20 protein-coding genes and 1 pseudogene are annotated in these 24,306 nt (G+C 69.8%); 15 read left to right on the forward strand and 6 right to left on the reverse strand.

Going from position 1 to position 24,306, the window contains the following annotated elements; all coding sequences use genetic code 11:
* Positions 1-93: 93 nt before the first annotated feature.
* From VHB92_RS15775 to VHB92_RS15815, 9 genes and pseudogenes are all read left to right on the forward strand, one after another.
* Positions 94-3,552, forward strand: coding sequence for an FUSC family protein (locus tag VHB92_RS15775; RefSeq protein ID WP_325454721.1), 3,459 nt, complete (start codon positions 94-96; stop codon positions 3,550-3,552).
* Positions 3,553-3,782: 230 nt separating this feature from the next.
* Positions 3,783-4,088 (forward strand): urease subunit gamma, encoded by a 306-nt coding sequence (locus VHB92_RS15780; RefSeq protein WP_325454722.1) that lies wholly within the window; start codon positions 3,783-3,785, stop codon positions 4,086-4,088.
* Positions 4,064-5,047, forward strand: coding sequence for a hypothetical protein (locus VHB92_RS15785; RefSeq protein ID WP_325454723.1), 984 nt, complete (start codon positions 4,064-4,066; stop codon positions 5,045-5,047). The genes VHB92_RS15780 and VHB92_RS15785 overlap by 25 nt, the downstream gene beginning before the upstream one ends.
* A 25-nt stretch (positions 5,048-5,072) precedes the next feature.
* Positions 5,073-5,384, forward strand: a pseudogene (locus tag VHB92_RS15790) (urease subunit beta); the annotation flags it as partial.
* A 137-nt stretch (positions 5,385-5,521) separates the two neighbouring features.
* Positions 5,522-7,246 (forward strand): urease subunit alpha, encoded by a 1,725-nt coding sequence (gene ureC / locus VHB92_RS15795; protein WP_325454725.1) that lies wholly within the window; start codon positions 5,522-5,524, stop codon positions 7,244-7,246.
* Between the two features lie 8 nt (positions 7,247-7,254).
* Positions 7,255-7,971, forward strand: a complete 717-nt coding sequence (locus VHB92_RS15800; protein ID WP_325454726.1) for an urease accessory protein UreF — start codon at positions 7,255-7,257, stop codon at positions 7,969-7,971.
* Positions 7,972-8,026: 55 nt separating this feature from the next.
* Positions 8,027-8,662 (forward strand): urease accessory protein UreG, encoded by a 636-nt coding sequence (gene ureG / locus VHB92_RS15805; RefSeq protein WP_325454727.1) that lies wholly within the window; start codon positions 8,027-8,029, stop codon positions 8,660-8,662.
* Complete coding sequence (locus tag VHB92_RS15810) at positions 8,659-9,654, forward strand: urease accessory protein UreD (protein ID WP_325454728.1); 996 nt, start codon at positions 8,659-8,661, stop codon at positions 9,652-9,654. The genes ureG and VHB92_RS15810 overlap by 4 nt, the downstream gene beginning before the upstream one ends.
* A 19-nt stretch (positions 9,655-9,673) precedes the next feature.
* Positions 9,674-10,597 carry an urea transporter gene (locus VHB92_RS15815; protein ID WP_325454729.1) on the forward strand — a complete coding sequence of 308 codons (924 nt, stop codon included), beginning with the start codon at positions 9,674-9,676 and terminating at the stop codon, positions 10,595-10,597.
* Here VHB92_RS15815 and VHB92_RS15820 read toward each other — a convergent pair.
* Positions 10,560-11,324, reverse strand: a complete 765-nt coding sequence (locus tag VHB92_RS15820) for a Pr6Pr family membrane protein (protein ID WP_325454730.1) — start codon at positions 11,322-11,324, stop codon at positions 10,560-10,562. The genes VHB92_RS15815 and VHB92_RS15820 overlap by 38 nt on opposite strands.
* 111 nt (positions 11,325-11,435) lie before the next feature.
* Positions 11,436-12,188 carry an SDR family oxidoreductase gene (locus tag VHB92_RS15825; RefSeq protein ID WP_325454731.1) on the reverse strand — a complete coding sequence of 251 codons (753 nt, stop codon included), beginning with the start codon at positions 12,186-12,188 and terminating at the stop codon, positions 11,436-11,438.
* 142 nt (positions 12,189-12,330) lie between these two features.
* On the opposite strand from VHB92_RS15825, the gene VHB92_RS15830 reads away from it, so the two are divergent.
* Both VHB92_RS15830 and VHB92_RS15835 read left to right on the forward strand, forming a co-directional pair.
* Complete coding sequence (locus VHB92_RS15830; protein ID WP_325454732.1) at positions 12,331-13,683, forward strand: L-fuconate dehydratase; 1,353 nt, start codon at positions 12,331-12,333, stop codon at positions 13,681-13,683.
* Positions 13,680-14,687: an aldo/keto reductase gene (locus VHB92_RS15835; protein ID WP_325454733.1), complete on the forward strand. Its 1,008-nt coding sequence runs from the start codon at positions 13,680-13,682 to the stop codon at positions 14,685-14,687. Before VHB92_RS15830 ends, VHB92_RS15835 begins: the two co-directional genes overlap by 4 nt.
* A 149-nt stretch (positions 14,688-14,836) precedes the next feature.
* On the opposite strand, the gene VHB92_RS15840 is transcribed toward VHB92_RS15835, so the two are convergent.
* The 3 genes from VHB92_RS15840 to VHB92_RS15850 all read right to left on the reverse strand — a co-directional run bounded on the left by VHB92_RS15840 (position 14,837) and on the right by VHB92_RS15850 (position 17,027).
* Positions 14,837-15,775, reverse strand: coding sequence for an amidohydrolase family protein (locus tag VHB92_RS15840; RefSeq protein ID WP_325454734.1), 939 nt, complete (start codon positions 15,773-15,775; stop codon positions 14,837-14,839).
* Positions 15,776-15,871: 96 nt separating this feature from the next.
* Positions 15,872-16,318 carry an L-rhamnose mutarotase gene (locus tag VHB92_RS15845; protein WP_325454735.1) on the reverse strand — a complete coding sequence of 149 codons (447 nt, stop codon included), beginning with the start codon at positions 16,316-16,318 and terminating at the stop codon, positions 15,872-15,874.
* 10 nt (positions 16,319-16,328) lie between these two features.
* Positions 16,329-17,027 (reverse strand): FadR/GntR family transcriptional regulator, encoded by a 699-nt coding sequence (locus tag VHB92_RS15850; protein ID WP_325454736.1) that lies wholly within the window; start codon positions 17,025-17,027, stop codon positions 16,329-16,331.
* Positions 17,028-17,313: 286 nt separating this feature from the next.
* Between VHB92_RS15850 and VHB92_RS15855 the strand changes: the two genes are divergently transcribed.
* Positions 17,314-18,378 carry an aspartate-semialdehyde dehydrogenase gene (locus VHB92_RS15855; RefSeq protein WP_325454737.1) on the forward strand — a complete coding sequence of 355 codons (1,065 nt, stop codon included), beginning with the start codon at positions 17,314-17,316 and terminating at the stop codon, positions 18,376-18,378.
* Positions 18,379-18,499: 121 nt separating this feature from the next.
* Here the strand turns inward: VHB92_RS15855 and VHB92_RS15860 are convergent, their stop codons facing one another.
* Complete coding sequence (locus VHB92_RS15860) at positions 18,500-19,846, reverse strand: APC family permease (protein ID WP_414653125.1); 1,347 nt, start codon at positions 19,844-19,846, stop codon at positions 18,500-18,502.
* Positions 19,847-19,994: 148 nt separating this feature from the next.
* On the opposite strand from VHB92_RS15860, the gene VHB92_RS15865 reads away from it, so the two are divergent.
* The 3 genes from VHB92_RS15865 to VHB92_RS15875 form a co-directional block, all read left to right on the forward strand.
* Complete coding sequence (locus VHB92_RS15865; protein ID WP_325454739.1) at positions 19,995-20,621, forward strand: DUF1684 domain-containing protein; 627 nt, start codon at positions 19,995-19,997, stop codon at positions 20,619-20,621.
* A gap of 138 nt (positions 20,622-20,759) precedes the next feature.
* Complete coding sequence (locus tag VHB92_RS15870) at positions 20,760-22,232, forward strand: malate:quinone oxidoreductase (protein ID WP_325454740.1); 1,473 nt, start codon at positions 20,760-20,762, stop codon at positions 22,230-22,232.
* A 397-nt stretch (positions 22,233-22,629) separates the two neighbouring features.
* On the forward strand, positions 22,630-24,306 hold a 1,677-nt coding region (locus VHB92_RS15875), incomplete at its 3' end, for an ABC-F family ATP-binding cassette domain-containing protein (RefSeq protein ID WP_325454741.1).

Consider the following 24,306-nt stretch of genomic DNA (forward strand, 5'->3'; position numbering starts at 1 on the left):
CGCGGGTGACCGTGGCCGCCGTGGCGGAGCCGCCGCGCAGCACAGGGGTCGGCCTCCGCTGTCTGCGAAAAGCCTATGGATAGGATCGGCGGCATGGACGCCGTGTGGATCGCGATCGGGATCGCGATCCTCGTTCTGACGCTCCTCGACGCGTTCCTCGCCGTGCTCAACTACAACGAGGCCGGCATCGTCGTCAATCGCATCGTGCGCTGGGAGTGGGTGGCCATCCGCTCGTTCACGCGCAGGGTCTCGCGGCGCTGGCGTCCCCTGGTTCTGCGGCAGGTGACCGGCGTGCTCACCGTCACGACGCTGCTGTGCTGGATCCTCGGCCTGGTGCTCGGATTCACGCTGATCTACCTGGGGCTGATCGCGTTCGGCCTGTTCCAGATCTCGAAGGGCGTCGCTCCCGACTTCGTCGGCGCCTTCTACCTGAGCGTCGGCCAGTTCTCCACGTCCGGGGCCGACAACATCGCTCCAGGAGGCGGATGGGTCGACCTTCTGCCGGTCACGGAAGCGCTGCTGAGCGTGGTGATGATCTCGTTCTTCGTGACGTTCCTCAGCAACATCTATTCCGTCATCCAGAACCTGCGCTCGCTCTGCGCCGACTTCTTCCGAGCGGGTCCCGGCGTGGGCAACCCGGTCGAGGCGCTGCAGCCGTTCTTTCCCGACGGGCATCCGCGCGGGCTCGATCTGCACCTCACGTTCCTCGTGAACGACTTCAACCTGTACTGCGACAGCCTGAGGCAGGACAGGGCCGCGTATCACTTCCAGAGCGGCGAGGACCAGTTCTCGTTGCCGTACGCGCTCTCCATGACGTCGGGCATCGTGGGGGCGCTGCAGTGGGGGCTTCCGCAGGGTCACGTCGCGACGCAGTCTCCCGAGCTCGTACGCATCATCGAGGCGTTCGGCGAGTTCCGCGACACCAGGTACCGGGTGATGGGCTGGCGCGTCCCGCTTCCGCTGACGCCGCTGGCCGCGGACGAGTTCGAGGATGAGTGGTCGGCGTACCGCTCGCACCGCATCGATGCCTCGCTCGACCCGTGGGCCGCGCGCTTCTTCGCGCTCAACGAGTCGATGGCGAAGCTCGCTGCAGGCAGCATCCCCGCCGAGTCGGAGGACGATCCGTACCGCAGATACGTCGAGTGGCTGGCGTTCGCGCATCCCGCCCAGCACTTCGTCTCCCGCGTGGGACGCGATCTCGACTTCCAGCCCATCTACCGAGACGATCCGCCCATCGGCGACCAGGCCGCAACGGACGAGACGCGCAGCACGATTCCCGCTCGCGCGCGGCGAGGTCTCGGTGCCTGGCTGCAGCGCAGGCAGATCTTCCTCGATCCCGGGCTCGTGCGCTCTCGAGGTGCGACGCGCAGCCTATTCGTGGTCGCGGTCTCGGTTGCGCTGGCCATGGCGACTGCGACCCCGTCGTCGTTCAGCGTGACCACCGCCGGTGCCCTGGCCGGACTCATCGCCATGTTCGCGTCCACGCCGTCCGGCATCCGCAAGCATGCGATGCGCAGGGCGGGCCTGATCGGGCTCGTGCCGGTGGCCGTCGGCGTGGCGTGCGGTGCTCTGGCGCCGCCCTCCTCCGTGTGGACGACGATCGGGCTGGCGGTCATCGCCGCCTTCGCCGTGTGGCTCGGCCGGTTCGGTGCCGTGGCCGCATCCTCCGGCCGGCTGTTCTTCATCGCGTCGTTCTTCTCGGCCGTGCTCGTCGTCGAACCCTCGCAGTACGTGGCCGCCTTCGTCGCCGCCGGGCTCGGCGTCGTCGTGAGCTGGGCGGCAGGGTTCCTTCCCGATCGCGCGCCTCGCGCTCAGCTGAACGGCCTGGTGCACGCGTTCCGTGCTCGCGCGACGATGCTGCTGGATGCCGCCATCGACATGCTCTCCGCCGGAAGCGACCGATCCGTGCAGCGTCGCATGTCGGAGGACTCGCTGGCGCTGGAGAGCACGAGCTCCCGTCTTGCTGCGCTCCTGGATCCGGATGCTCCGCCCACGGGGCTGACGCCGTTGCGCACCCGCACGTTACGGCTGCGCGTCTTCGACATCGAGCTCGCGTCGCAGGGTCTCGTCCGCGCGCTGCCGTCGCCGAGCGACTACGCCGTGTCCGTGGACGTGCGGTCCCGCCTGGCCGGCGAGCTCGTCTCGCTGCAGCGCCACCTTCTGACGCTGGGCGAAGAGAAGCCGGACGGCGGCAAGTCGGGCACGACCGAGAACGGCGCGGCGAAGGCAGCCACCGCGAAGTCCGCTGAGAAGGCCGACACGGCGACGGCCGACACGGCGAAGGCCGGCACGACCACGGTTTGCGCCGACGAGCGCCGGACCTTTACCGTGCAGACCGAGTCGCACGCGGACTGGACCGCGGATGCCCGCGAGGCGCTCGCCGCGATCGCGGAGCTGGGCGCCGCGTTCGATCGGCTTCACGCGACCGAGACCGCGGACGAAGACGTGCTCGGGGCCCAGCGAACCGGCAACGCGCCGGCGCCTGAGGAGGAGCGACGCGGATCGCCCAGAAGGCCGGACGACGAACGCCGAGGTGCATCCACCGGTGGCGGCATGACACCGAGCGACCGTCGAGCCGTGCAGTCCGGCCTCTCGGTGGGGCTGGCGCTGCTGGTCGGCGGCCTGGTGTCCGTCGGCGCCGAGTACTGGGCGGCGCTGCCCGCGTATCAGAGCCTGACGACCGCGGAGGGTCTGACCTGGGCACGCAATCTGCAGCGGGTGATCGCGGCGGTCGCCGGCGCATCCGGGGCTTTCGCACTGGCGTTGTGGACCCACCACAACCCGGTCATCGCCTTTGCACTGCTGGGGCTCACCGTCTTCGTGGCCGCGTTCCTGCGCACCGTGGCGTCAGCGTGGACGGTGTTCTGGCAGATGGTGCTGCTCGCGACGATGTACGACACGGTGAGCGGCCTGAGCCCAGAGGCGGTGCACGTGCGCATCATGGAGACCGCCGCAGGAGCGGTGATCGCCCTGCTGGTGTCGGCGCTGGTGCTGCCTGCCCGCACGAGGCGCAAGACCATGAAGCGCATGTCGGATGCGGTCTCCGCGGCGATGGCGGCGGCGCACGGCGCACTGGAGCGGCTCGCGCACCCTGGCCGGCTCGACGACTCGCACGTTCGCGGTCTCGGCTCCGAGACAGACACCCTGTTCCGATCCATCCAGTCGCTCGCGAGACCGATCAGGGAGGGATCCGGCGCGTTGGCGCGCGGTGGCATCGAGGCGCAGCTGATCTCGCTGTGGGCCCTGCTGTACTACGTTCGCCGTCTCGTCGACGCCGACAGGGGCTCTGCGCCCTCCGGCATCGCACCCGACCAGTGGCAGAGGCTCGATGCGGCGACGCGCGACAACTTCCAGGCCGCGCTCACGGTGCTCGGCGGCGAGGCGCCGAGGAGGATCCACGATGTGCGCGACATCGCGCCGAGCGTGTCGCCGCGGTCCGGTTCCGGACGGTCGGCGGCGCTCGCCGACGTGCTGCGCATCAACGAGGCGCTGCTGACGTACATCGACGATGTGATGCCCGGCTCCACGGCCGCACACGCGCCGAAGCGCTGACGGCGACGCATCCCGCTCCGCTCCCGGCTCGCATCCCGCTCCGCTCCCGGCTCGCGTCCCGCTCCGCTCCCGGCTCACTGCGGGCTTCACATCGCGCCGTCGCCGTGAACGATCACGGCGCGGCGACGCGCTGCACGCGGCGATGCTTGCGCCCTCGTTGCGCACCGGCCAATATGAAACGCGGGGGTGTGCGCTGGGGTTCGCCCTTCTCTGCCTGAGACAGGAGCGTGATGGATCTCTCTCCTCGCGAGATCGACAAACTGTACGTCTATCAGGTCGCGGAACTTGCGCGCCGACGACGTGACCGCGGAACGAAACTGAACACGAGCGAAGCTCAAGCGCTGATCACGGAGGCCATTCTCGAGGCCGCACGTGACGGCAAGCCCGTCGCGGACTGCATGGAGCTCGGCAAGAAGGTCGTGACCGTCGACGAGTGTATGCCGGGGGTGCGCGAACGCATCACGCTGCTGCAGGTCGAAGCGACGTTCCCCGATGGCACAAAACTCGTATCGTGCCACGACCCGGTCGGCGGATGAGGCGGGCCGAGTCCAACCATCGCATCCGTGTCGTGCTCGTCGGCGGCCATGAGAGTGCCGAGGGGGTAGAGCTTCGCCGCATCGCCGACAGGATCGACGATGCGATCAGCGCCGGCGCGGGACGCGGGTTCCACAACGCGGTGTCCGTCGCGCTGGAGCAGGGCGACACGGTCGTCGTCGTCCCGATGACATTCGGTCGCAACCCGACCATGGTGGCCGACGCCGCCAAGACGCTGAAGTGGCTGAAGGACAAGCACGAGGGCCGCGTCGCGCTCACGGCGCCGTTCGGTCAGCCCGACCATCTGATCGCCTGGTTGCGCAGGGCGGCCAACGGCGCGAAGGCGGTGGATGCCGGCACCGCGCTGCTCATCGTCGCCCCGCCGTCGAATCCGTTCGACGAGGCCGAACTGCACCGCATCGCCTACCTCGTGGGCACGAACGGCGCGCTCGGCGAGGTCGGCGTCGCGATCGCCGCGGACGAGGCCGGGGTCGCGGCATCCGTCGAGCGGCTGCATCGCCTGGGATCGTCGCGCGTCGCCGTGGTGCCCGCCGGGTTCGCCGCGTCGGTGCCCGCCGCCGACGCCGACCACGTCGGACCGCTCATGAGCGACGCCGCGATCATCCGGGTCGTGCGTACCAGGGTCGGCGACGCGCTCGCCTCCCTCGAGGCCGGGGATGACGGCATCGACGACGGTCTGATGGCCGACCACGGTCACGGCTACGCGCACTCGCACGCGTTCGAAGAGGCGCAAGGCGGCCATGCACATCCGCACGGCCACTCGCACTCGCATCAGCACACGCACTCGCACGCTCACACGCACTCTCACTCGGACGAGCATCAGCACGCTCACTCGGACGAGCACCAGCACTCGGACGAGCATCCGCACTCGCACGGGCATTCGCACCATCACGCGGAGGATGCAGCCGGCCACTCGGCCGGGCTCCACGAACACAACTGAACCGCCTTCAGGGGGAAGGAACGTCATGGCCAGCCGAAAACCGAAAGTCCAGCACGGGGGCGGCGACATCGAGATCAACGCGGGGCGCCCCAGCGTGACTCTCAAGGTCACCAACACCGGCGACCGGCCGGTGCAGATCGGATCGCACTTCCACTTCTTCGAGGTGAACCCCGCCATGCGCTTCCTGCGCGAACAGGCGTGGGGCATGCACCTCGACGTGCCCGCGGGCACGGGCGTGAGGTTCGAGCCGGGTGAGACGAAGCAGGTCACACTCGTCGCCTTCGACGGCGCGAGGCATCTCTCCGGCTTCAACGGTCTCGTCGACGGCGGGCTGGATGCGCCGCAGACCAAGGTGGATGCGATGCGCAGGCTCGCCGAACGCGGCTTCCAGAACGGCGAACCGGACAGCACGGTGGGCAAGACGCCGGCAACTTCGACGACGACCGCAACGAACGGAAAGGGCGGGAACTAGCCGTGGCCATCATCTCGCGCCAGCAGTACACGGATCTCTTCGGACCGACCGTGGGCGACAAGGTCCAGCTTGCCGACACGAACCTCGTCATCGAGATCGAGAAGGACTACGCCGCCGACAGCTACGGCGACGAGGTCGTCTACGGTGGCGGCAAGTCCGCCCGCGATGGCATGGCGGCCGACCCGCTGGCCAGCCAGTCGATGGGTGCGCTCGATCTCGTCATCACGAACGCGATCGTGATGGATCCGGTGCTCGGCATCGTCAAGGGCGACATCGGGATCAAGGACGGCCTGATCGTCGGGATCGGCAAGTCGGGCAACCCGAAGACGCAGCGCAACGTGGACCCGAAGCTCCTCCTCGGACCGGGAACCGAGGTGATCGCGGGCGAGCACCTCATCGCTACCGCCGGCGCCATCGACTCGCACGTGCACTTCATCTCGCCGCAGCAGGCCGAGACGGCGCTGTCGAACGGCATCACGACCCTGTTCGGCGGCGGAACGGGACCGACGGATGGCACGAACGGCACGACGTGCACCCCTGGCGCGTGGAACATCCACCGCATGCTCGAGGCGTGGGATTCGCTGCCGGTGAACGTCGGCATCCACGGCAAGGGCAACGGATCGCTTCCGCAGGCGCTGATCGAGCAGATCGAGGCGGGCGCCGGCGGCCTCAAGGTGCACGAGGACTGGGGTGCGACGCCCGCTGCGCTCAGCCAAGCGCTCAGCGTCGCCGACGAGTACGACATCCAGATCGCGGTGCACACGGACTCGCTGAACGAGGCGGGATTCGTGGAGGAGACCATCTCGGCGATCGACGGCCGCACCATCCACACGTTCCACACCGAGGGAGCGGGTGGCGGCCACGCGCCCGACATCATCAAGATCGCCGGGCAGGCCAACGTGCTGCCGTCGTCGACGAACCCGACGTTGCCGTACACCGTCAACTCGATCGACGAACTGCTCGACATGGTCATGGTGTGCCACCACCTGTCGTACGACAGCCCCGAGGACATCGCCTTCGCAGACTCGCGGGTGCGGGCCGAGACGATCTCCGCCGAGACGGTGCTGCACGACCTGGGCATCATCTCGATGTTCTCGTCCGACTCGCAGGCGATGGGGCGCATCGGGGAGTCCGTCGTGCGCGCGTTCCAGACCGCTCATCACTGCAAGGACAAGCGCGGCAAGCTCCCGGAGGATGCCGAGGGCAACGACAACTTCAGGGTGCTGCGCTACCTCGCCAAGGTCACCATCAACCCGGCGATCACGCACGGCATCGCGGACTACGTCGGCTCGCTCGAGCCGGGGAAGATGGCCGACATCGTGCTCTGGCCGGTCGACTCGTTCGCGGCCAAGCCGAAGCTGGTCATCAAGGGCGGCCTGATCAACTGGTCGCTGATGGGCGACCCGAACGCGTCGCTGCCCACGCCGCAGCCGGTGTACTACCGGCCCATGTTCGGCGCCTTCGGGCAGGCACTGCACTCCACGCGGGCGACGTTCATGTCGAAGGTCTCGATCGAGAAGGGGGTTCCCGAGCAGCTCGGCCTGAAGAGCCGCACCCTGCCCGTGACGGGCACGCGCACGATCGGCAAGACGGACATGGTGCGCAACGACGCCACGCCCGACATCCAGGTCGACCCAGAGACGTACAAGGTGACGGTGGACGGCGAGCCTGTGCACATCGAGCCGGCCCAGTCGCTGCCGCTCACGCAGCTGTTCTTCCTCGTCTAGGCAACCACATGGCAGGGAACGATGCCGTCGGAGCCGCTCAGCTGCTGGTCAGCCTGCAGCTGAGCGACTCGGCGTTCCCGAGCGGCTTCTACGCGATGTCCCACGGACTCGAGGGCTTTCTCCAGCAGGGCCTCGTGTCGCCGGAGACGGTCGGCGGCCTGCTCGAGGACATGCTCGTGCGCACGGTCGGCCCGTCGGATGCGACGGCTCTGGCTCGCGCGCACGGTGCTGCGATCCGTCGCGACTGGGATGCCGTCATCGACCTCGACAGGCAGCTGTTCGCCTCCAAGCTCAGCGCGGAGCTGCGGGCGGCGAGCGTGCGCAGCGGGCGCCAGCTCGCCGACATCGCCGGCGAAGCGTATGCGGGCACGGCGGGCGGCGACGACCTGGCCACGTGGGCGGGTCTGGTCAAGGCGCGGCGGACTCCCGGATGCCAGGCGATCGTGACGGGCGTCGCCTACGCGGCGACGGGCGTACCGGTCGAGCAGGCCGTGGTGTCCGACCTGTTCGCGTTCGCGGTCAGCTACGCCGGAGCGGCGTTGCGCCTCCGGCTGACCGACCACCGGAGCACGCAGGTGCTGCTGCGTCGCATCCAGCCCACCATCGAGGCGGTCGCGGCCGACGCGGTCGCCAGGCCGGCGCTCGACATCGGTGGGTTCGCGCCGGTCGGCGACATCATGTCGGCGAGCCACGAGCGCGCGCACGCGCGCCTCTTCACCAGCTGAGCCGGACCGGGATGCCGGACGACGACCACAGGACGACAAGGAAGGAATCAGTGACATGAGCGACAACGTGCTACGAGTCGGCATCGGAGGGCCGGTGGGAACGGGCAAGACGTCCCTGACCGAGGCTCTCGTGCCCATCTTCATCGCCGCCGGCCGCACGCCGGGGGTCATCACGAACGACATCTACACGCAGGAGGACGCCCGGCACGTGCGACGCGAGCTGGCCGGGGTGCTCGATCCCGAGCGCGTGGTGGGAGTGGAGACCGGAGCGTGCCCGCACACGGCGGTGCGTGACGACCCGACGATGAACCTGGCGGCCGGGGAGGAGATGCTGGAGCGGTTTCCGGCCGTCGACACCCTGATCTACGAGTCCGGCGGCGACAACCTGACGCTCACGTTCTCGCCCTCGCTCGCTGACGTCTTCGTGTTCGTGCTCGACACGTCCAACGGGGAGAAGATGCCTCGCAAGGGCGGGCCGGGCATCACGGACAGCGACATCCTCGTGATCAACAAGGTCGACATCGCGAAGTACGTGCGCACGGATCTCGGCGTGATGGAGCGCGACGCCAACGCGGTGCGCAAAGGCAAGCCGGTCATCCTCACGAACTCCCTCGACGGCACGGGGGTGCACGAGCTGTTCGACTCGATCATGGCGAACTGGAACGCGTCGAGGGCCGAGTCCGTCGCGTGACGATCCCTGTTCAACGGCTGGGCGACCGGTACGGGGGCGCTCGCCTGCAGCCCGAGCATTACGAGCCGGCCCACGTGCCGGTCGAGGTGGCGCGTTTCGGCGACGATGCGCACACGTTGCCCATCGGCAGCCCGGGCAAGGTGGGCATCCTCGAGCTCGACTTCGAGCTGCGTGAGGCGCACGGCGTGCAGCGCACGGAGCTGGTGCACCACTACCAGAAGTCGCCGCTGCAGATCATCAAGCCGCTGTACTACAACCCGCTGCGGCCGGACATGCCGTACACGTACCTCGTGACCACGGGCGGAGGAGTGCTGCACAACGACCGGCAGCGAACGGATCTCGCGTTCGGGCCCGGCACGTCGGCACACGTCACGACGCAGGCGCACACCAAGGTGTACCGGATGGAGTCCGGCTACGCGACGGCTCTCGTGAACCTCGAGATCGGCGCGGACGCCTATGTCGAGTACCTGCCCGATCCGGTGATCCCGTACGTCGACTCGCGCTTCTATCAGCGCACCGCCGTGTCGTTGCATCCGGATGCGACCCTCCTGGCGGGCGAGGTCGTCTACGCCGGTCGTCTCACCCGTGGCGAGCACAACGCCTACGCCGCGTTCGCGAGCGACTTCGAGGTGTCGCGGCCGGACGGGGTGCCCGTAGCGATCGACAGGGCGCGGCTCGTGCCGCACGAGGGGCACGTCGGTGGCCCCGCCGTGCTGGGCGGCAGGGACATCATCGCCTCGCTCTACGTCGTGACATCGCGTGTTCCCGCGGCGCGCGTCGCCGAAACGCTGCACGAGGCGGTTCGCGCCGTGGTCGAGAAGTCGGATGACGATGCCGCGCTGTTCGGCGTGAGCGCGCTTCCTCACGAAGCGGGGGCGTGGCTGAGGTACGTCGGCGACGACACCATCACGTCGGCGAATGTGCAGAGCACTGCTGCGGCCGCCGCACATGAGCTCATCACGGGCGGGATCGCGCCGAAGATCCGTAAGTAGCGCCAGCTCGGGGGAGACGATGACGAGTACGAGCACAGCCAGCAGGAGCACGACACTGCAGTGGACGCTCGGGCTGTTCCACGGTGCGTCGCAGATCTACTTCCAGCAGAACGTCATCACGGGCGTGCTCATCATCGCAGCGTTCTTCGTCGCGGACTGGCGCATGGGCATCCTCGCCGTGGTCGGGGCTGCCGCCGGCATGCTGGGCGGTCGCGCCATGCGCTTCTCGCTGGCCGACGTGTCGACCGGCATGCAGTCGTTCTGCGGCATGCTCGTCGGCGCCGCCGTGTTCGCCGCGCTCGGCGGCTCTGCCTGGTGGTGCTACGCCGCAGCCGTGCTCGGCGGTCTCGCGACGGGGCCCGTGACGCGGCTCATCAACGCGCTGTTCGCGATGCGGCCGCTGTCTCGATTCGCGCTGCCGTACACGACGGCTCCGTTCGTGATCGTGGCGACCGTTCTCGTGGTGTCGACCGCGCGCCTCGCCGTGACCGGCAGGCCGGCCGTGCCGCCGGCGGAGCCGTTGCCTGCGTTCCTTCTCTCTCTGCTCACCAATGTCTCGCAGGTCGTGCTCGTGGGCAACGCCGTCAGCGGCGCTCTGATCCTGCTCGGACTCTTCATCGCGAACTGGAAGGTCGGAGTCGCTGCCGTGCTGGGCAGCGTCGTCGGGTCGCTCACGGCGATCCTGATCGGACAGCCGTGGTCGGAGGTGGCAGGAGGGCTGGACGGCTACTCGGGGGTGCTCACCGCGATCGCCGTCGCCGTCACGTTCTTCAGGAGCTCGCTCGCGTCGTGGCTCTACGCGCTGCCCTGGATCGTGGTCACGGCCGTCGTGACGTTCGTGATGCAGGCCCTCGGGGTCGACACGTACACGTGGCCCTACATCCTCACGACCTGGGTCGCGCTGGTCACCGCTCACTTCCTGGGTCGACCGACGCGGTCGTGATGCCGGCCGTCTCGGCAGCGGCGGCCACGGGCCGGCGCCTGCCGCCGTCGTCGTCGTGCACGAGTGCGGGCAGACGCTTGTCGAGGATCGTGAGCAGCGCGGCGATGCCGAGTGCGATGACGAGGATGACGGCGCAGTTGCGCACCGAGTCGCCGAACCCGATGAGGTTCACGTCGAGGAACGGGTACGGGTACCAGCCGGTGAGCGCGCCCCGCACGAACGTGTAGACGAGCCAGGCGAGCGGCCAGATCATGGTGTATCCCATGACGGGCCACGACATGCGCGGGCGCGGACCGAACACGAGCCATCCGATGAGCGTCGCCCACGGCGAGATGTAGTGGAATCCGATCGTGGCGGCGAGCGCCCAGCCGGTCGGGTGCACGAGCGGCGCGAGGATCGTCTCGTAGACGAGACCCGTGATGATGATGCCGAGGATGGCGTCGAAGCGCAGCGTGCGCCACAGCGTTCCGTCGTGGCGGATGCTGACCGCCAGCAGTATCGAGGTGCCCAGCACGAACAGGTTGCTCTGGATGGTGAAGTAGCTGAACAGGTTGATCAGCCGTTCGCGCAGGCTCTGGTTCGTGCTGGGCATGAACGTGTTGACGTCCTGGCCGCCGGTGAAGACGAGCACGAGCTGGATGACCAGCGCGGCCCCCACGATGACCCCGATGCCGCCGAACCACCAGCGCGCCGCCCGCGCACGCGCATCCGTCGTCGATCCCCCCATGACACGACCCCCGTCTGCGACCGTCCTGGTCGCGTGTCTCAGGATAGTGGTACCGAGGAAACGGGGATCGGTGCTCGGCCGGATGCCGTGCGAGGGCGTTCGCGTGTGCAGTCAGCCGCGAGGGCGCAGCCTGAGTCCTGCCATGCCGCCGTCCACCTCGAGTGCCGTTCCCGTCGTGGAGCCGGCGGCCGGGCTCGCGAGATAGGCGACGGCATCCGCGATCTCCTCTGCGGAGACGAGACGCCCGTGCGGCTGGCGCGCCTCGAGCGCCGCCCGCTCCGCGGCAGGATCGGCGGCGGAGTCGAGCAGCCTGCCGACCCACGGCGTGTCGGCCGTGCCGGGGCTCACCGCGTTCACCCGGATGCCGTCGGCCAGGTGATCGGCGGCCATCGCCTTGGTGAGGGCGAGCACGGCGCCCTTCGAGGCGGAGTACAGAGCACGCTGCGGAAGCCCGGCCGTCGCCGCGACAGATGCCGTGTTCACGATCGCGGCGGCGGGGGACGTGCGTAGGTAGGGGAGCGCGGCGCGCGAGACCCGTGCCATGCCGATCACATTGATGTCGAGAACGCGCTGCCACTCGGCATCCGAGTTGGCCGCGACATCGCCCTGGGCCCCGATGCCCGCGTTGTTGACGACGATGTCGAGACGTCCGAACTCGTCGATCACGCTCTGCACGCCAGTCACCACCGTCGCGTCGTCGCTCACGTCCACCCGGACGGCGAGGTCAGCGGCCGGGGCGTCGGTGCTCAGGTCGAAGACCGCCACGCGCGCACCGTCGGCACGCAGCCGGCGCGCGACGGCGGCTCCGATGCCCGACGCTCCTCCGGTGACGATCGCGACGAGTCCGGTGAAGTCGGTGGCCATGTCGTTCCTCTCGTGGACTGATGCCTCAGCAGCACTGCTGCCGGTCGTGTGCCGATTCTTGCATGAGACCGGCGCATTGACAGCCTAAACATCCGATGTTTAGTGTCGTGACTGCAGCATCGCCTCCCGACCGAAGGAACCCATGAGCACGATCATCGCCGTCGACACCAGGGATGTGCGCTTCCCTACCTCGCTCTCGCTCGACGGGTCGGATGCCATGAATCCCGATCCCGACTACTCTGCCGCCTACGTCACGCTCCGCACCGATGCAGAGGACGGCCTCGAGGGGCACGCGTTCGTCTTCACGATCGGTCGTGGGAACGACGTTCAGGTCGCGGCCCTCGATGCGCTCAGCGACCACCTTCTGGGCCTGAACGTCGAAGAGTTGCTGGCCGACATGGGCTCGGCGTCGCGCATGCTCGTGCACGACTCCCAGTTGCGCTGGCTGGGCCCGGAGAAGGGCGTCATGCACATGGCCATCGGCGCCATCGTCAACGCGCTCTGGGACCTGCGCTCGAAGCGCGCGGGCGAGCCGCTCTGGCTGCACCTGTCGCGGCTGAGCTCGGAGGAGCTGGTCTCGCTCGTCGACTTCCGCTATCTCACCGACGCGATCACGCCGGACGAGGCGCTGCGCATCCTGAAGGCCGCCGAGCCCGGGCGCGAGGAACGCATCGCACGGCTCCTCGAACAGGGCTACCCGGCGTACACGACCTCCCCCGGATGGCTCGGCTATTCCGACGAGAAGCTCGCGCGGCTCTGCCGCGAGGCGGTCGACGCAGGGTTCGGGCAGGTGAAGCTGAAGGTCGGCGCGGACCTGGCCGACGACATCCGCCGGTATCGGATCGCGCGCGAGGTGCTCGGCCCCGGGTTCCCGATCGCCATGGATGCGAACCAGCGCTGGGGCGTGCAGGAGGCCATCGACTGGGTCAAGGCGCTCGCCGAGTTCGACCCCGCGTGGATCGAGGAGCCGACGAGCCCCGACGACATCCTGGGCCACGCGGCGATCTCGCGCGGGGTCGCCCCGGTCCGGGTGGCCACCGGCGAGCACGTGCAGAACCGGGTGGTGTTCAAGCAGCTCCTGCAGGCCGGCGGCATGCAGGTGATGCAGATCGACGCCACGCGAGTCGGCGGAGTGAACGAGAACATCGCCAACCTGCTGCTGGCGGCCAAGTTCGGCATCCCGGTCTGCCCGCACGCGGGCGGAGTCGGGCTGTGCGAGGCCGTTCAGCACTTCTCGATGTTCGACTTCGTGGCGGTCACCGGCACCGTGGAGGGCCGCATGATCGAGTACGTCGACCACCTGCACGAGCACTTCGTCACACCCGTCGTGATCGAGAACGGCCGCTACACGACGCCGACGGCGCCGGGTGCCGGCATGGAGATGCTGCCCGCATCTCTTGACGAGTTCGAGTGGCTCGCGGAGCGAGAGGATGCTGCCGAGCAGGCTCAGGCCTCGGCCCGCCTGGACGCCGCCCACACCGGGGACGGCGAGTGAGCTCCGACCTCGAGGCGACCGACAGCGCCCCCGCAAGCAGGGCGTCGAGCGCGTTCGGGGGAGGATCGCGGCTCGGGTTCGGGGCGGCGCCGATCGGCAACCTGTATCGCGCCGTCACCGACGAGCAGGCGCGCGCCGCGCTGGGTGCCGCATGGGAGGGCGGCGTCCGCTACTTCGACACGGCGCCGCACTACGGTCTCGGCCTCAGCGAGCGTCGGCTCGGCGAGTTCCTGCGCGCGAAGCCCAGGGCGGACTACGTGGTGTCCACCAAGGTCGGACGTCTGCTCGAGCCCAACCCCGCGTTCGCGGGCGGGCGCGACCTCGCGCACGGGTTCGATGTGCCCGACGACCTCGTGCGGCGGTTCGATCCCAGCGCGGGCGGCATCCGTCGCAGCCTGGAGCAGTCGCTGGCGCGCATGGGGCTGGACCGCGTGGACATCCTCTACCTGCACGACCCCGATGTCTACGACCTGGACCGCGGGCTGCGCGAGGGACTTCCCGCGCTGAGCGCCCTTCGCGACGAGGGTCTCGTCGACCGCATCGGGATCGGCGTGAACGACGCCGCCGCGGCGGCTCGCGCCGTGCGCGAGGGCGACCTCGACGTCGTCATGATCGCCGGGCGTTACACCCTGCTGGAGCAGCCGGCGCTCGACGAGCTGGTTCCCGCCTGCCGCGAGCGTGGCGTGCAGATCGTCGCCGCCGCGCTGTACAACTCGGGGCTGCTCGCACGTGCGGAGCCGGCGCCGGATGCCACATACAACTACTCGGCAGCGCCGCCCGAACTCGTCGAGTGGGCTCGCGACCTCGCGCGAGTGTGCGCGGAGCACGGCGTCGAGCTGCCTGCCGCCGCGCTGCAGTACCCGCTCCGCGACCCCGTCGTCGCGGCGGCGCTCGTGGGCGCGGCCGACCCGGATGCCGTCCGGCAGAATCTCGCGCGTCTGGAGGCGCCCATTCCCGGCGAGCTCTGGGAGGCGCTCGCCGCGGCCGGGTACATCCCGGGCTGAGGGCCTTCGGGGTACGGCTGCCCCGGGCCGAAGAGCACGGGCCTGGTGCCGTGCGTCGGTCGCCTGACTCGTGCCGGGCGTCGGTCGCGTGGCTCGATGCCGCGTGTCGGCCGCCTGGCTCGGCGCCGCGCGTCGGCGGCGTGGCACGGTCAGGACCGGGGCAGGCCGTAGAAGCGTTCGGCGGTGCGGCTCTCGAGGGCCGCGAGGTCGTCCGCGGTGAGCCCGGCATCCGACGCCGCACCGCGGACGCGCTCACGCCACTCGTTCGTCGTGCCGCCTGCGCCTGTGTAGGAGCTGACCGGCCAGTCGCTTCCGATCATGGAACGCTCGGCACCGAACGCGTTGAGCGTGTGGACGAGGAAGGGCGCCGCGTGCGCGCCGAGGGCGTCCCGCGTCGATGCCTCGGCGCCGAGCCCGCTGAGCTTCACGTGGGCGAGTGGCAGCAGCGCCATCCGCTCGATGTTCCGCGCCCACGCGCGCCCGCCCGCCGAGTCGATGCCGTCGTCGACCGGCGGCTTGCCGAGGTGATCCAGCACGACGCGCACGTCGGGAACGCTCTCGAGCAGCTCCGCGACGACCGCGAGCTGCCGGTGCCTGACGCAGGCGTCGAACGTGAGGCCGCGCTCGGCGAGCATCCGCAGGCCGTCGAGGAGCGCCGAGCGGGCACGAGCATCCTCGAGCAGTTCGTCCGGCTCGTCCTGCAGCAGGTGGCGGATGCCCACGACCCGCACCGAGTACCCCTCGGTGTCCCGGTCCGCGAGCGAGTCGACCGAGTCAAGCGAGTCGAGCGAGTCGAGCGAGGCGAGCGCGTCGAGCTGGGACTCGAGCGCTCGCCCGGACCGCAGGTCGGCGTCGGCGACGATCGCGGCCAGCTCAGGCCAGGCGTCCCGCATGCCGAGCACCCAGCGCACCTCGTCGATGGCCTGCTCGGGCACGCAGCCCGCCTGCACGAAGACGTGGCGTCTCGACGCGCCGCCCGCGCGGTCGATGTCAGCGGGAAGGAAGGCCCGGTCGAGCGCCGGGATGCCGTGGAGCCACGGATACCTGAGCCGCGCCGGGTCCCACACGTGAACGTGCGCGTCCACCATGGGCGTCGGGGCATCGTGACCGTCGGCCGCCGGTGCAGGGGTCGCCCGGATTGTGCCTGTAGCCGATGCCGGGGCCTCCGGTGCGTCCTCCACCACTCAGTCCAGTCCCATGTCGACGACGGGCCCGTCGGCATCGGCATCGGAACGGGATGCATCAGCCGGCTGCGCGCGTCCGCTCTCTGGCGCTTCTGCCCCGGATGCGACGGATGCGGCGTCGTCGCGCCGCTGCTCCTCCAGCCGCCACACCTGCTCGAGCGGGGCGTACGCCGGGGTTCCGTCGGGGCCGCGGAAGCCGTCGACGAAACGGCCGATCCGCTCCTGCCACCGCCGGTCGGCCTCGTCGGCACGGATGACGCGCATCGCCTCGTCGAAGTCGTCGCACTCCACGAGATGGAACAGCCGGTCGCCGGAGCGCCAGATCGTCCAGTCCCGGATGCCCGCCCGATCGAAGAGAGCCCGCACCTCGTCGGGCACCCTCGCGTGCTCGGCGAGGTAGGCGTCGGCGGCTCCGGCGCGGAGCGTGGAATGAAGTGCGATCCGCATGGTCCTCCGATCAGGCTCGGTCAGTCGCGGTGACGGCCGCGCGGAGCCAGTCCTCGATGCCGGCGACATGGGTCAGAGCGTGCGCCGACGCGAGCTCAGCGTCGCGCTGTCGCAGAGCGTTCAGGATCGCCCTGTGCTCCTGGATGGTGCGTTCCGCCGCACCCTGCTGCGTCAGGCCACGCCACACCCTGGCCCTGACCGTGTGGCTCGAGATCGACTCGACGAGCTGCGCGAGGTAGTCGTTGCCGCACGACTCGGTGATCGCCCGATGGAACTCGAGGTCGTGCTGCACCAGAGCCTCCGCGCCCTCGACGCCCGTGTCGTGCGTGGTGGCCTCGAGGAGCTGCTCAAGGGCATCCAGCTGCTCGTCGGTCATGCGCGTCGCCGCCAGCCGTGCCGCCGCGGGCTCGAGGATGCGCCGCACCCCGAAGATCTCCAGCACCGACCGATCGTCGTGCAGGTCGACCACGAACGAGAGCGCCTCGAGCAGAAGCCGGGGCTCCAGGCTCGTGACGTACGTGCCGTCGCCGCGGCGCACATCCAGCACCCTGATCACCTCGAGAGCCTTCACCGCCTCGCGCAGGGACGACCTTGAGAGCCCGAGGCTCTCGCTCAGCTCCTTCTCGGGAGGCAGGCGATCGCCGGGGGAGAGTCGCCCCGTGGTGATCATCTCCTTGATCTTGAGGATCGCCTCGTCGGTGACGGCCATACGCGCGATCGTAGCGCGTGGCGGCCATACGTCGGATGTCTCTTCGCCGTCCGCGCGCCCCGCACCTTGCCCCATTCGCACTGCCGAGACCGACCGATCCGCTCGAGACCTGCCTCCCCGCGGTCGGTCTCGACCGTCTCGACCACATCCGTCGGTCTCGGCGCACCGCGTGGTCACGAGGGGTGTCGCTACCGGCGCGGCGCGGTCTGCCACAATGGAAGGTCATACCCGCATCGATGACGACGGCCGGCGTCGAGCGCCTGCCGCACGGACGCAAGGAACTCCCATGGGCAACGGATTCACGGTAGGCATCGTCGGCGCGACCGGCCAGGTCGGCACCGTCATGCGCCGCATCCTCGCGGAACGCGACTTTCCGGTGGAGAGCCTGCGGCTGTTCGCCACGAGTCGCTCTGCCGGACGCACGCTCGAGTTCAAGGGCGAAGAGATCGTGGTGGAAGACGTCGAGACCGCGGATCCGTCCGGTGTCGACATCGCGCTGTTCTCGGCGGGCGCGACCGGCAGCCGCGCCTACGCGCCGAGGTTCGCGGATGCCGGTGCCATCGTCGTCGACAACTCCAGCGCGTGGCGCATGGATTCCGAGGTCCCGCTCGTCGTCAGTGAAGTGAACCCCGGGGCCATCGCGCAGGCGCAGAAGGGCATCATCGCCAATCCGAACTGCACGACCATGGCGATCATGCCCGTGCTCAAGGCGCTCGACGCTGAGGCAGGGCTGCAGCGGCTCATCGTCAGCACGTACCAGGCCGTCAGCGGAGCCGGGCTCGCCGGAGCGCAGGAGCTCGCGGACCAGGCCGAGGCGGCCGTGGCATCCGGTCGCCTGCTCGACCTCGTGCACGACGGCGCCGCGGTCGAGCTGCCTGCACCCGTGAAGTTCGCCCGCCCGGTCGCGTTCGACGTGGTCCCCCTCGCCGGCTCGATCGTCGACGACGGACTCTACGAGACCGACGAGGAGAAGAAGCTCCGCAACGAGAGCCGCAAGATCCTCGGCCTGCCCGACCTGCTGGTGAGCGGCACGTGCGTGCGTGTCCCGGTGTTCACGGGGCACTCGATGTCGGTCAACGCGGAGTTCGCGCGGCCCATCACGCCCGAGCGCGCCACGGAGCTGCTGCAGGATGCGCCCGGCGTCGAGCTGTCAGACGTGCCGACCCCGCTTCAGGCCGCCGGCACCGACCCGTCGTACGTCGGACGTATCCGTCAGGACCCGGGTGCCCCCGAGGGCCGCGGGCTGGCGCTGTTCGTCTCGAACGACAACCTCCGCAAGGGTGCAGCGCTTAACGCGGTGCAGATCGCGGAGCTCGTCGCAGCCAACCTGCCCACGGCCGCGACGGTCTGAGCGCTTCCCGCCCCGCGCGGGGCGGCGGACGCCGACGCGCCCGAGTCGGTCCGCGCAGCCCCAAAGCACAGGACTCCTTTCGGGGCGCCGCGCTGACGGGCCCCCGTCGTCGGACGTGCGCTCAGTCGTGGGATGCCGGTGCTGCACTGCCGGAGACGGCCGGGGCGACGGCATCCGCTGCGGCCGGCATCTCGCGCGTCTGTCGCACGCCACGTCGCAGGCGCGCGACCACGCGGACGAGCACCGCGGCGCAGGCGAGGATGAGCGGGTACACCAGGTTGACGCCGGCGAGCACGAGCAGGCCGAGCACGAGCAGGCAGGAGAGCGCGGCCATCCACCAGCCCAGGCTCGCTCTCGGCAGAAGTACCAGCGCGCTGGCCACCCCGACGCCGTAGATGGCCGCTGCCAGACTGGTGTGCACGAGGATCACCGGCTGCAGGTCGGGCAGCCACGCGACCACGGCGAAGTACACGGTCATCAGTGCCGCGCTGAGCAGCAGCCCCCGGCGCGCGATGCCGCCCCGTTCGGCTCCTCGTCCGAACCATGCCGGCAGATCGCCGTCACGCCCCATGGCCGCCCCCAGCTTGCTGAACGCGGCGAAGTAGGCGTTGAAGACGCCGACGACCACGATCACGGCGACGCACGCGACCACGACGCCCCCGCCTCTGCCCAGCCCGACGGAGACGAGATCGAGCAGCGGCGCGTCGGACGAGCCGACTCTCGGCCCGAGAACGCCGACCACGACGGTCTGGATGGCGACGTACGCGACGGCGACGATCGCCAGGGCCAGCGCGGTCGCCCTCGGGATGTCCCTGCGCGGCCTGGAGAACTCGCCCGCGATGCCGGCGACGGCCTCCCATCCCGCGAAGGCCCAGATGTAGAGGCTCACGGCCACGCCGACGCCGCCGAGCCCGTGCGGAAGGAACGGCGTGAAGTTGCCGGCGCGCACGTGCGGCGATGCGGCCGCGAGCGCCAGCACGAGGATGGCCATCAACGCACCGCTGAGCAGCAGCTGCACCCAGCCGGCGAAGCGCACACCGAACACCGTGACGACGGCAGGCACGATCACGAGGCCGGCCGCCACGGCGATCACCGTTGCCCGGTCGCCGCCGATGATCGCCACGACGTACTGCGCGGTCATGATCGCCGCGACCGGCGCGCCGATGGGCGTCCCGAAGAAGAACCAGTACCCGACGACGCGAGCGGCGGTCGGGCCGAACGCGCGACGCGCGAACGTCGCGACCCCGCCGGCATCCGGATGTCTGGTCGACAGCGCCGCGAACGTCGACGCGAGCGGCACGGAGACGACGGCCAGGGCGACGACCGCGACGATCGCAGCCGGCCCTGCTGCCCTCGCAGCGAGCGCGGGAAGCAGCAGGATGCCCGTTCCCAGCACGGCCGCGACGTACAGGGCCGTCCCTTGCGCGAGGCCGATCCCGCGGTGCGTGTCGACGGTCACGACGAGCATTCTGGCGGCGGCCTCCGACACGGCAGCCGGCTTTCCGGCACGCTGTCCGCATCTTGTCGGCGGCTGTCCGGATCCTGCTGCTCAGGCATCCGGAGCGTCGCGGATACCGCAGCAGGCACGCGTCCGGCGGATGCGGCAGGCTGGAGCCATGACCGGCATCCAGACCGCCATCGACGTCGCCGACTGGCGCCGACGCGTCTTCGCGTTGTACGAGCTCGTGCGCGACCTCGCGGAGGAGGACGCCTCTGCCGCGCATGCGGCGTGGGTCGTCGAGCGTGACGCGCTGTTCGCGACGCATCCGTCGACGCCGTTGCTGCCCGAGGACCGGGCCGGCTTCGCCGGGCTCCCGGTTCCGGAGTACGACCCGGAGTGGCGGTTCGAGCTGCCGATCGAGCCGGCCGAACACGCGGAGCTCGACGTCGAGACGGGAACGGACGGCGTCGTGCCGTTCGAACGCATCGGCGTCGTGCGCCTTCCCGACGTCGGCTCGCTCGACGTGTGGCGGCTGCGCTCGTACGGCGGCGGGCTGTTCGTTCCCGTGAAGGATGCCTCAGCGGGCCGCCGGAACGGAACCTACGGCGGCGGCCGCTACCTCCTCGACACCATCAAGGGTGCCGACCTCGGTCCGGGCTCCGCGCCCGGCACCGTCGTTCTCGACTTCAACTTCGCCTACAACCCGAGCTGCGCCTATGACCCGGCCTGGGCGTGCCCGCTCGCGCCGCCAGGCAACACCGTGACCGTCGACATCCCCGTCGGGGAGCGGTACCTCGGCTGAGACCGGGGAGCGGTACCTCGGCTGAGACCGGGGGGCGGTACCTCGGCTGAGAGACTCGCAGCGTGCCGCGAACCGTACGCCGGGTGGGGCCCTCACGGCTGTCCGCGGCAGTGTCGACACGCCGATAGAATCGATCGAGTGAGTGATTCCCGAGGCCCGTTGGACGTCGTCTTGATCGGTGGGGGCATCATGAGCGCCACCCTCGCCACCATGATCCAGCGGTTGCAGCCGGACTGGAGCATCCGCGTCTACGAGTCGCTCGGCGGAGTCGCCCAGGAGAGCTCGAACCCGTGGAACAACGCGGGCACCGGTCACGCGGCGCTGTGCGAGCTCAATTACATGCCGGAGGCGAAGGACGGAACGGTCGACCCTTCGAAGGCGATCAGCATCAACGAGCAGTTCCAGCTGAGCCGTCAGTTCTGGGCGTCGCTGGCTACCAAGGGCGAGCTGCCGACCACCTTCATCAACTCGACGCCGCACATGACGTTCGTGCGCGGCGGCGAGAACGTCAAGTACCTTCGCAAGCGCTATGCAGCGCTGAAAGATCAGCCGCTGTTCGCCGGCATGGAGTACTCCGAGGACCACAAGGTCATCCGCGAGTGGGCGCCGCTGCTCATCAAGGGCCGCAAGCGCGAGCCGATCGCCGCCACCCGCATCGCGGCGGGAACGGATGTCGACTTCGGCGCGCTGACGACGGCCCTGTTCGACGGCGTCGTGGAGCGCGACGGCGAGCTGTGGCTCAACTGCCGGGTGAAGAGCATCCGCAGAACGCGCGACGGCAACTGGCGCCTCAGCGTGAAGCACCTCGTGGGCAACACGCCGCACACGGTCGACGCGCGGTTCGTCTTCGTAGGAGCGGGCGGCGGCGCGCTGCACCTGCTGCAGTCATCCGGCATCAAGGAGATCAACGGATTCGGTGGGTTCCCGATCAGCGGCAAGTTCTTCCGCACCACGAACCCCAAACTGGTCGCGCAGCATCAGGCAAAGGTCTACGGCAAGGCCGCCGTCGGTGCACCGCCGATGTCCGTTCCGCACCTGGACACCCGCGTCGTCAACGGCGAGGCGTCGCTGCTGTTCGGTCCGTACGCCGGATTCAGCCCGAAGTTCCTCAAGAAGGGCTCCTGGTGGGACCTGCCCGGGTCGGTGCGGCCGGGCAACCTGTGGCCCATGCTCGCCGTGGCGCGCGACAACTTCGCGCTCATCAAGTACCTGATCTCCGAACTACTGGCATCCCGCGCCAAGAAACTGCGCGCCCTCCAGGAGTTCATGCCCACCGCGAAGGACGTCGACTGGGAGCTCATCACGGCCGGTCAGCGCGTGCAGGTCATGAAGAAGGATGCCGACCACGGCGGCGTGCTGCAGTTCGGCACCGAGGTGGTCGCGGCATCCGACGGCTCGATCGCGGGCCTGCTCGGTGCCTCGCCCGGCGCGTCGACGGCCGTTCCGATCATGCTCGACCTGCTGCACAGGTGCTTCCCGGATCACTGGGACGAGTGGGAGCCCAAGCTCAAGGAGTTGATCCCCACGATGGGCAGCACGCTGAACGACCAGCCGAAGAAGGCGGCGAAGGTGCTCGCCGAGACCTCGAAGGTGCTCGGACTCGACGCCTGAGCCCGCCGCTGCGGTGATTGTGCCGCTGGACCGGCGGAACCTCTTCGCGCGCACGCTGGACTCGCGCACGCAACGCTGGTAACGTTTCGCGAGCTATGAAGAAGTGACCACCCTTCGTCCCGCGCATGAGGCTCGACCCCTGCGGATCCGCGACACCTCGATGTCGCACCGCAGCGCACCCGACGAGGAACGGTCATCCGTCACCGTGACGGGTCGCGTCCTGCGCGCTCGTCATCGGATCGTCGGCCGCTTCTGAGCTCGGGGCCAACGCCCGGCGGGATTCCGCGCTCGTCCCGCGCGCCGGCAGCCTGCCGCACGCCGAGGTCGAGCACCTCGATTCGTGCGGGCACCGCCTACCGCGGCCCGCCGGGATCGGGACTGACCGAGAGGCGGTTCCATGCCTGCACAACTCCCCTCCCTTCCCGTCGTCGACGCCGCACCGGTGGATGCGACGCTCACACGTCCGTTCACCGGCACCGAGCCAGCAGCCATCGCCGATCACGTGCGCGCAGACGGCGTCTCCCTCGCCTACGGCGGCCGCCCCGTGCTCACGGATGTCTCACTCACCGTTCCACCCGGCTCCCGGGTCGGTCTCATCGGCGAGAACGGCGTGGGCAAGTCCACGCTGCTCCGGGTGCTCTCCGGGGCTGAGGCACCGGACCGCGGTTCCATCGCGCGGCCGGCGCGCACGGGGTTCCTCTGGCAGGAGGTGCGATTCGCACCGAGCGCGACGCTGAACTCGCTCCTCGAGCACGCCCTCGGAGAGGTTCGGGCCGTCGAGCGCGAACTCGACGACGCCGGCATCCGGCTGGGCGAGGCATCCACACCCGACGAGGTCGAACGGGCGTCGTCGAGGTACGAGGCGGCTCTGGCCGCGGCCGAGCGTGCGGATGTCTGGAGCATCGAGGCGCGCCGCGATCGCGTGCTGGCGGGCCTCGGTGTGCGCAGCATCCCTCTGGAGCGCACTCTGGGGGAGGTCTCAGGCGGCCAGCGCAGCAGGTTCGCCATGGCGGCGCTGCTGCTCAGCCACCCGGACGCCCTCCTGCTCGACGAGCCGACCAACCATCTCGACGACGACGCCGTGGAGTTCCTGCAGCGCCAGCTGACCGAGTGGAGCGGGCCGGTGCTGTTCGCCAGCCACGATCGCGTGTTCCTGGATGCCGTGGCCACGGCGCTGGTCGACCTCGACCCGTCGCGCTCGAGCCTTGCCGCTCGCGCCGACGGCACCTCTGGCGGCACAGGCATGCCGGGACGCGGATCCGTGCAGGCGAGCGGCAACGGCGCGACGGTGTTCGGCAGGCCGGCGACGCGCGAGGGCGTCTTCACGGCGTACCTCGACCACAAGGCGGCGGAACGCGAGCGTTGGGAACGGCAGTTCCGCGACGAGCAGGACGAGCTCGACCGGCTGCGTCACACGACGGCGGTCACGGCGCGGTCCACGCATGCGGCCCGTGCTCCGCGCGACAACGACAAGTTCATCGGCGTGTTCAAAGGCCAGCGCGTGGATGCACAGATCGCGAGGCGGGTGCGCAACGCGCAGGGTCGCCTCGACGAACTGGAACGCCACCAGGTGCGCAAGCCGCCTGCTCTGCTGCGCTTCGCAGGCATCCCGAGCGGGGCGCACGGACTCGACGACTCGGCGGGAACGCTCATCCAGGTCGCGGATGCCCGCGTGCGGCACCGGCTGCACGTGTCGCGGCTGCGCATCGAGCCCGACGCACGGCTGCTGGTCACGGGAGCCAACGGCTCGGGCAAGTCGACGCTGCTCGGACTGCTCGCGGGAGCCGTGCAGCCCGACTCCGGATCGGTGACGCGTCGAAGGGGGCTGCGCGTGGGCCTGCTGGAACAGGACGTGCGGTTCGCGGATGCATCCGCCACGCCCCGGGCGCTGTACGAGCGCGCGCTGGGGGAGCGACGCGCGGAGCAGGTTCCGCTGCAGTCGCTCGGCCTGATCGCACCCCGCGATCTGGACGCGCCGATCGGATCGCTGTCGGTCGGCCAGCAGCGCAGGTTCGCGCTGGCGCTCATCATCGCCCGGCCACCGCACGTGTTCCTTCTCGACGAGCCCACGAAC

This window comes from Humibacter sp. (assembly GCF_035547335.1).
In the GTDB taxonomy this organism is placed as follows: Bacteria; Actinomycetota; Actinomycetes; order Actinomycetales; family Microbacteriaceae; genus Humibacter.

Coding starts and splice junctions, on each gene's coding strand:
- VHB92_RS15830 (WP_325454732.1), top strand. CDS start 12,331: ATGAGCACGATCATCGCCGTCGACACCAGGGATGTGCGCTTCCCTACC.
- VHB92_RS15840 (WP_325454734.1), bottom strand. CDS start 15,775: ATGGTGGACGCGCACGTTCACGTGTGGGACCCGGCGCGGCTCAGGTAT.
- VHB92_RS15800 (WP_325454726.1), top strand. CDS start 7,255: ATGGCAGGGAACGATGCCGTCGGAGCCGCTCAGCTGCTGGTCAGCCTG.
- VHB92_RS15865 (WP_325454739.1), top strand. CDS start 19,995: ATGACCGGCATCCAGACCGCCATCGACGTCGCCGACTGGCGCCGACGC.
- VHB92_RS15780 (WP_325454722.1), top strand. CDS start 3,783: ATGGATCTCTCTCCTCGCGAGATCGACAAACTGTACGTCTATCAGGTC.
- VHB92_RS15855 (WP_325454737.1), top strand. CDS start 17,314: ATGGGCAACGGATTCACGGTAGGCATCGTCGGCGCGACCGGCCAGGTC.
- VHB92_RS15845 (WP_325454735.1), bottom strand. CDS start 16,318: ATGCGGATCGCACTTCATTCCACGCTCCGCGCCGGAGCCGCCGACGCC.
- VHB92_RS15850 (WP_325454736.1), bottom strand. CDS start 17,027: ATGGCCGTCACCGACGAGGCGATCCTCAAGATCAAGGAGATGATCACC.
- VHB92_RS15815 (WP_325454729.1), top strand. CDS start 9,674: ATGACGAGTACGAGCACAGCCAGCAGGAGCACGACACTGCAGTGGACG.
- ureG (WP_325454727.1), top strand. CDS start 8,027: ATGAGCGACAACGTGCTACGAGTCGGCATCGGAGGGCCGGTGGGAACG.
- VHB92_RS15860 (WP_414653125.1), bottom strand. CDS start 19,846: ATGCTCGTCGTGACCGTCGACACGCACCGCGGGATCGGCCTCGCGCAA.
- VHB92_RS15775 (WP_325454721.1), top strand. CDS start 94: ATGGACGCCGTGTGGATCGCGATCGGGATCGCGATCCTCGTTCTGACG.
- VHB92_RS15820 (WP_325454730.1), bottom strand. CDS start 11,324: ATGGGGGGATCGACGACGGATGCGCGTGCGCGGGCGGCGCGCTGGTGG.
- VHB92_RS15825 (WP_325454731.1), bottom strand. CDS start 12,188: ATGGCCACCGACTTCACCGGACTCGTCGCGATCGTCACCGGAGGAGCG.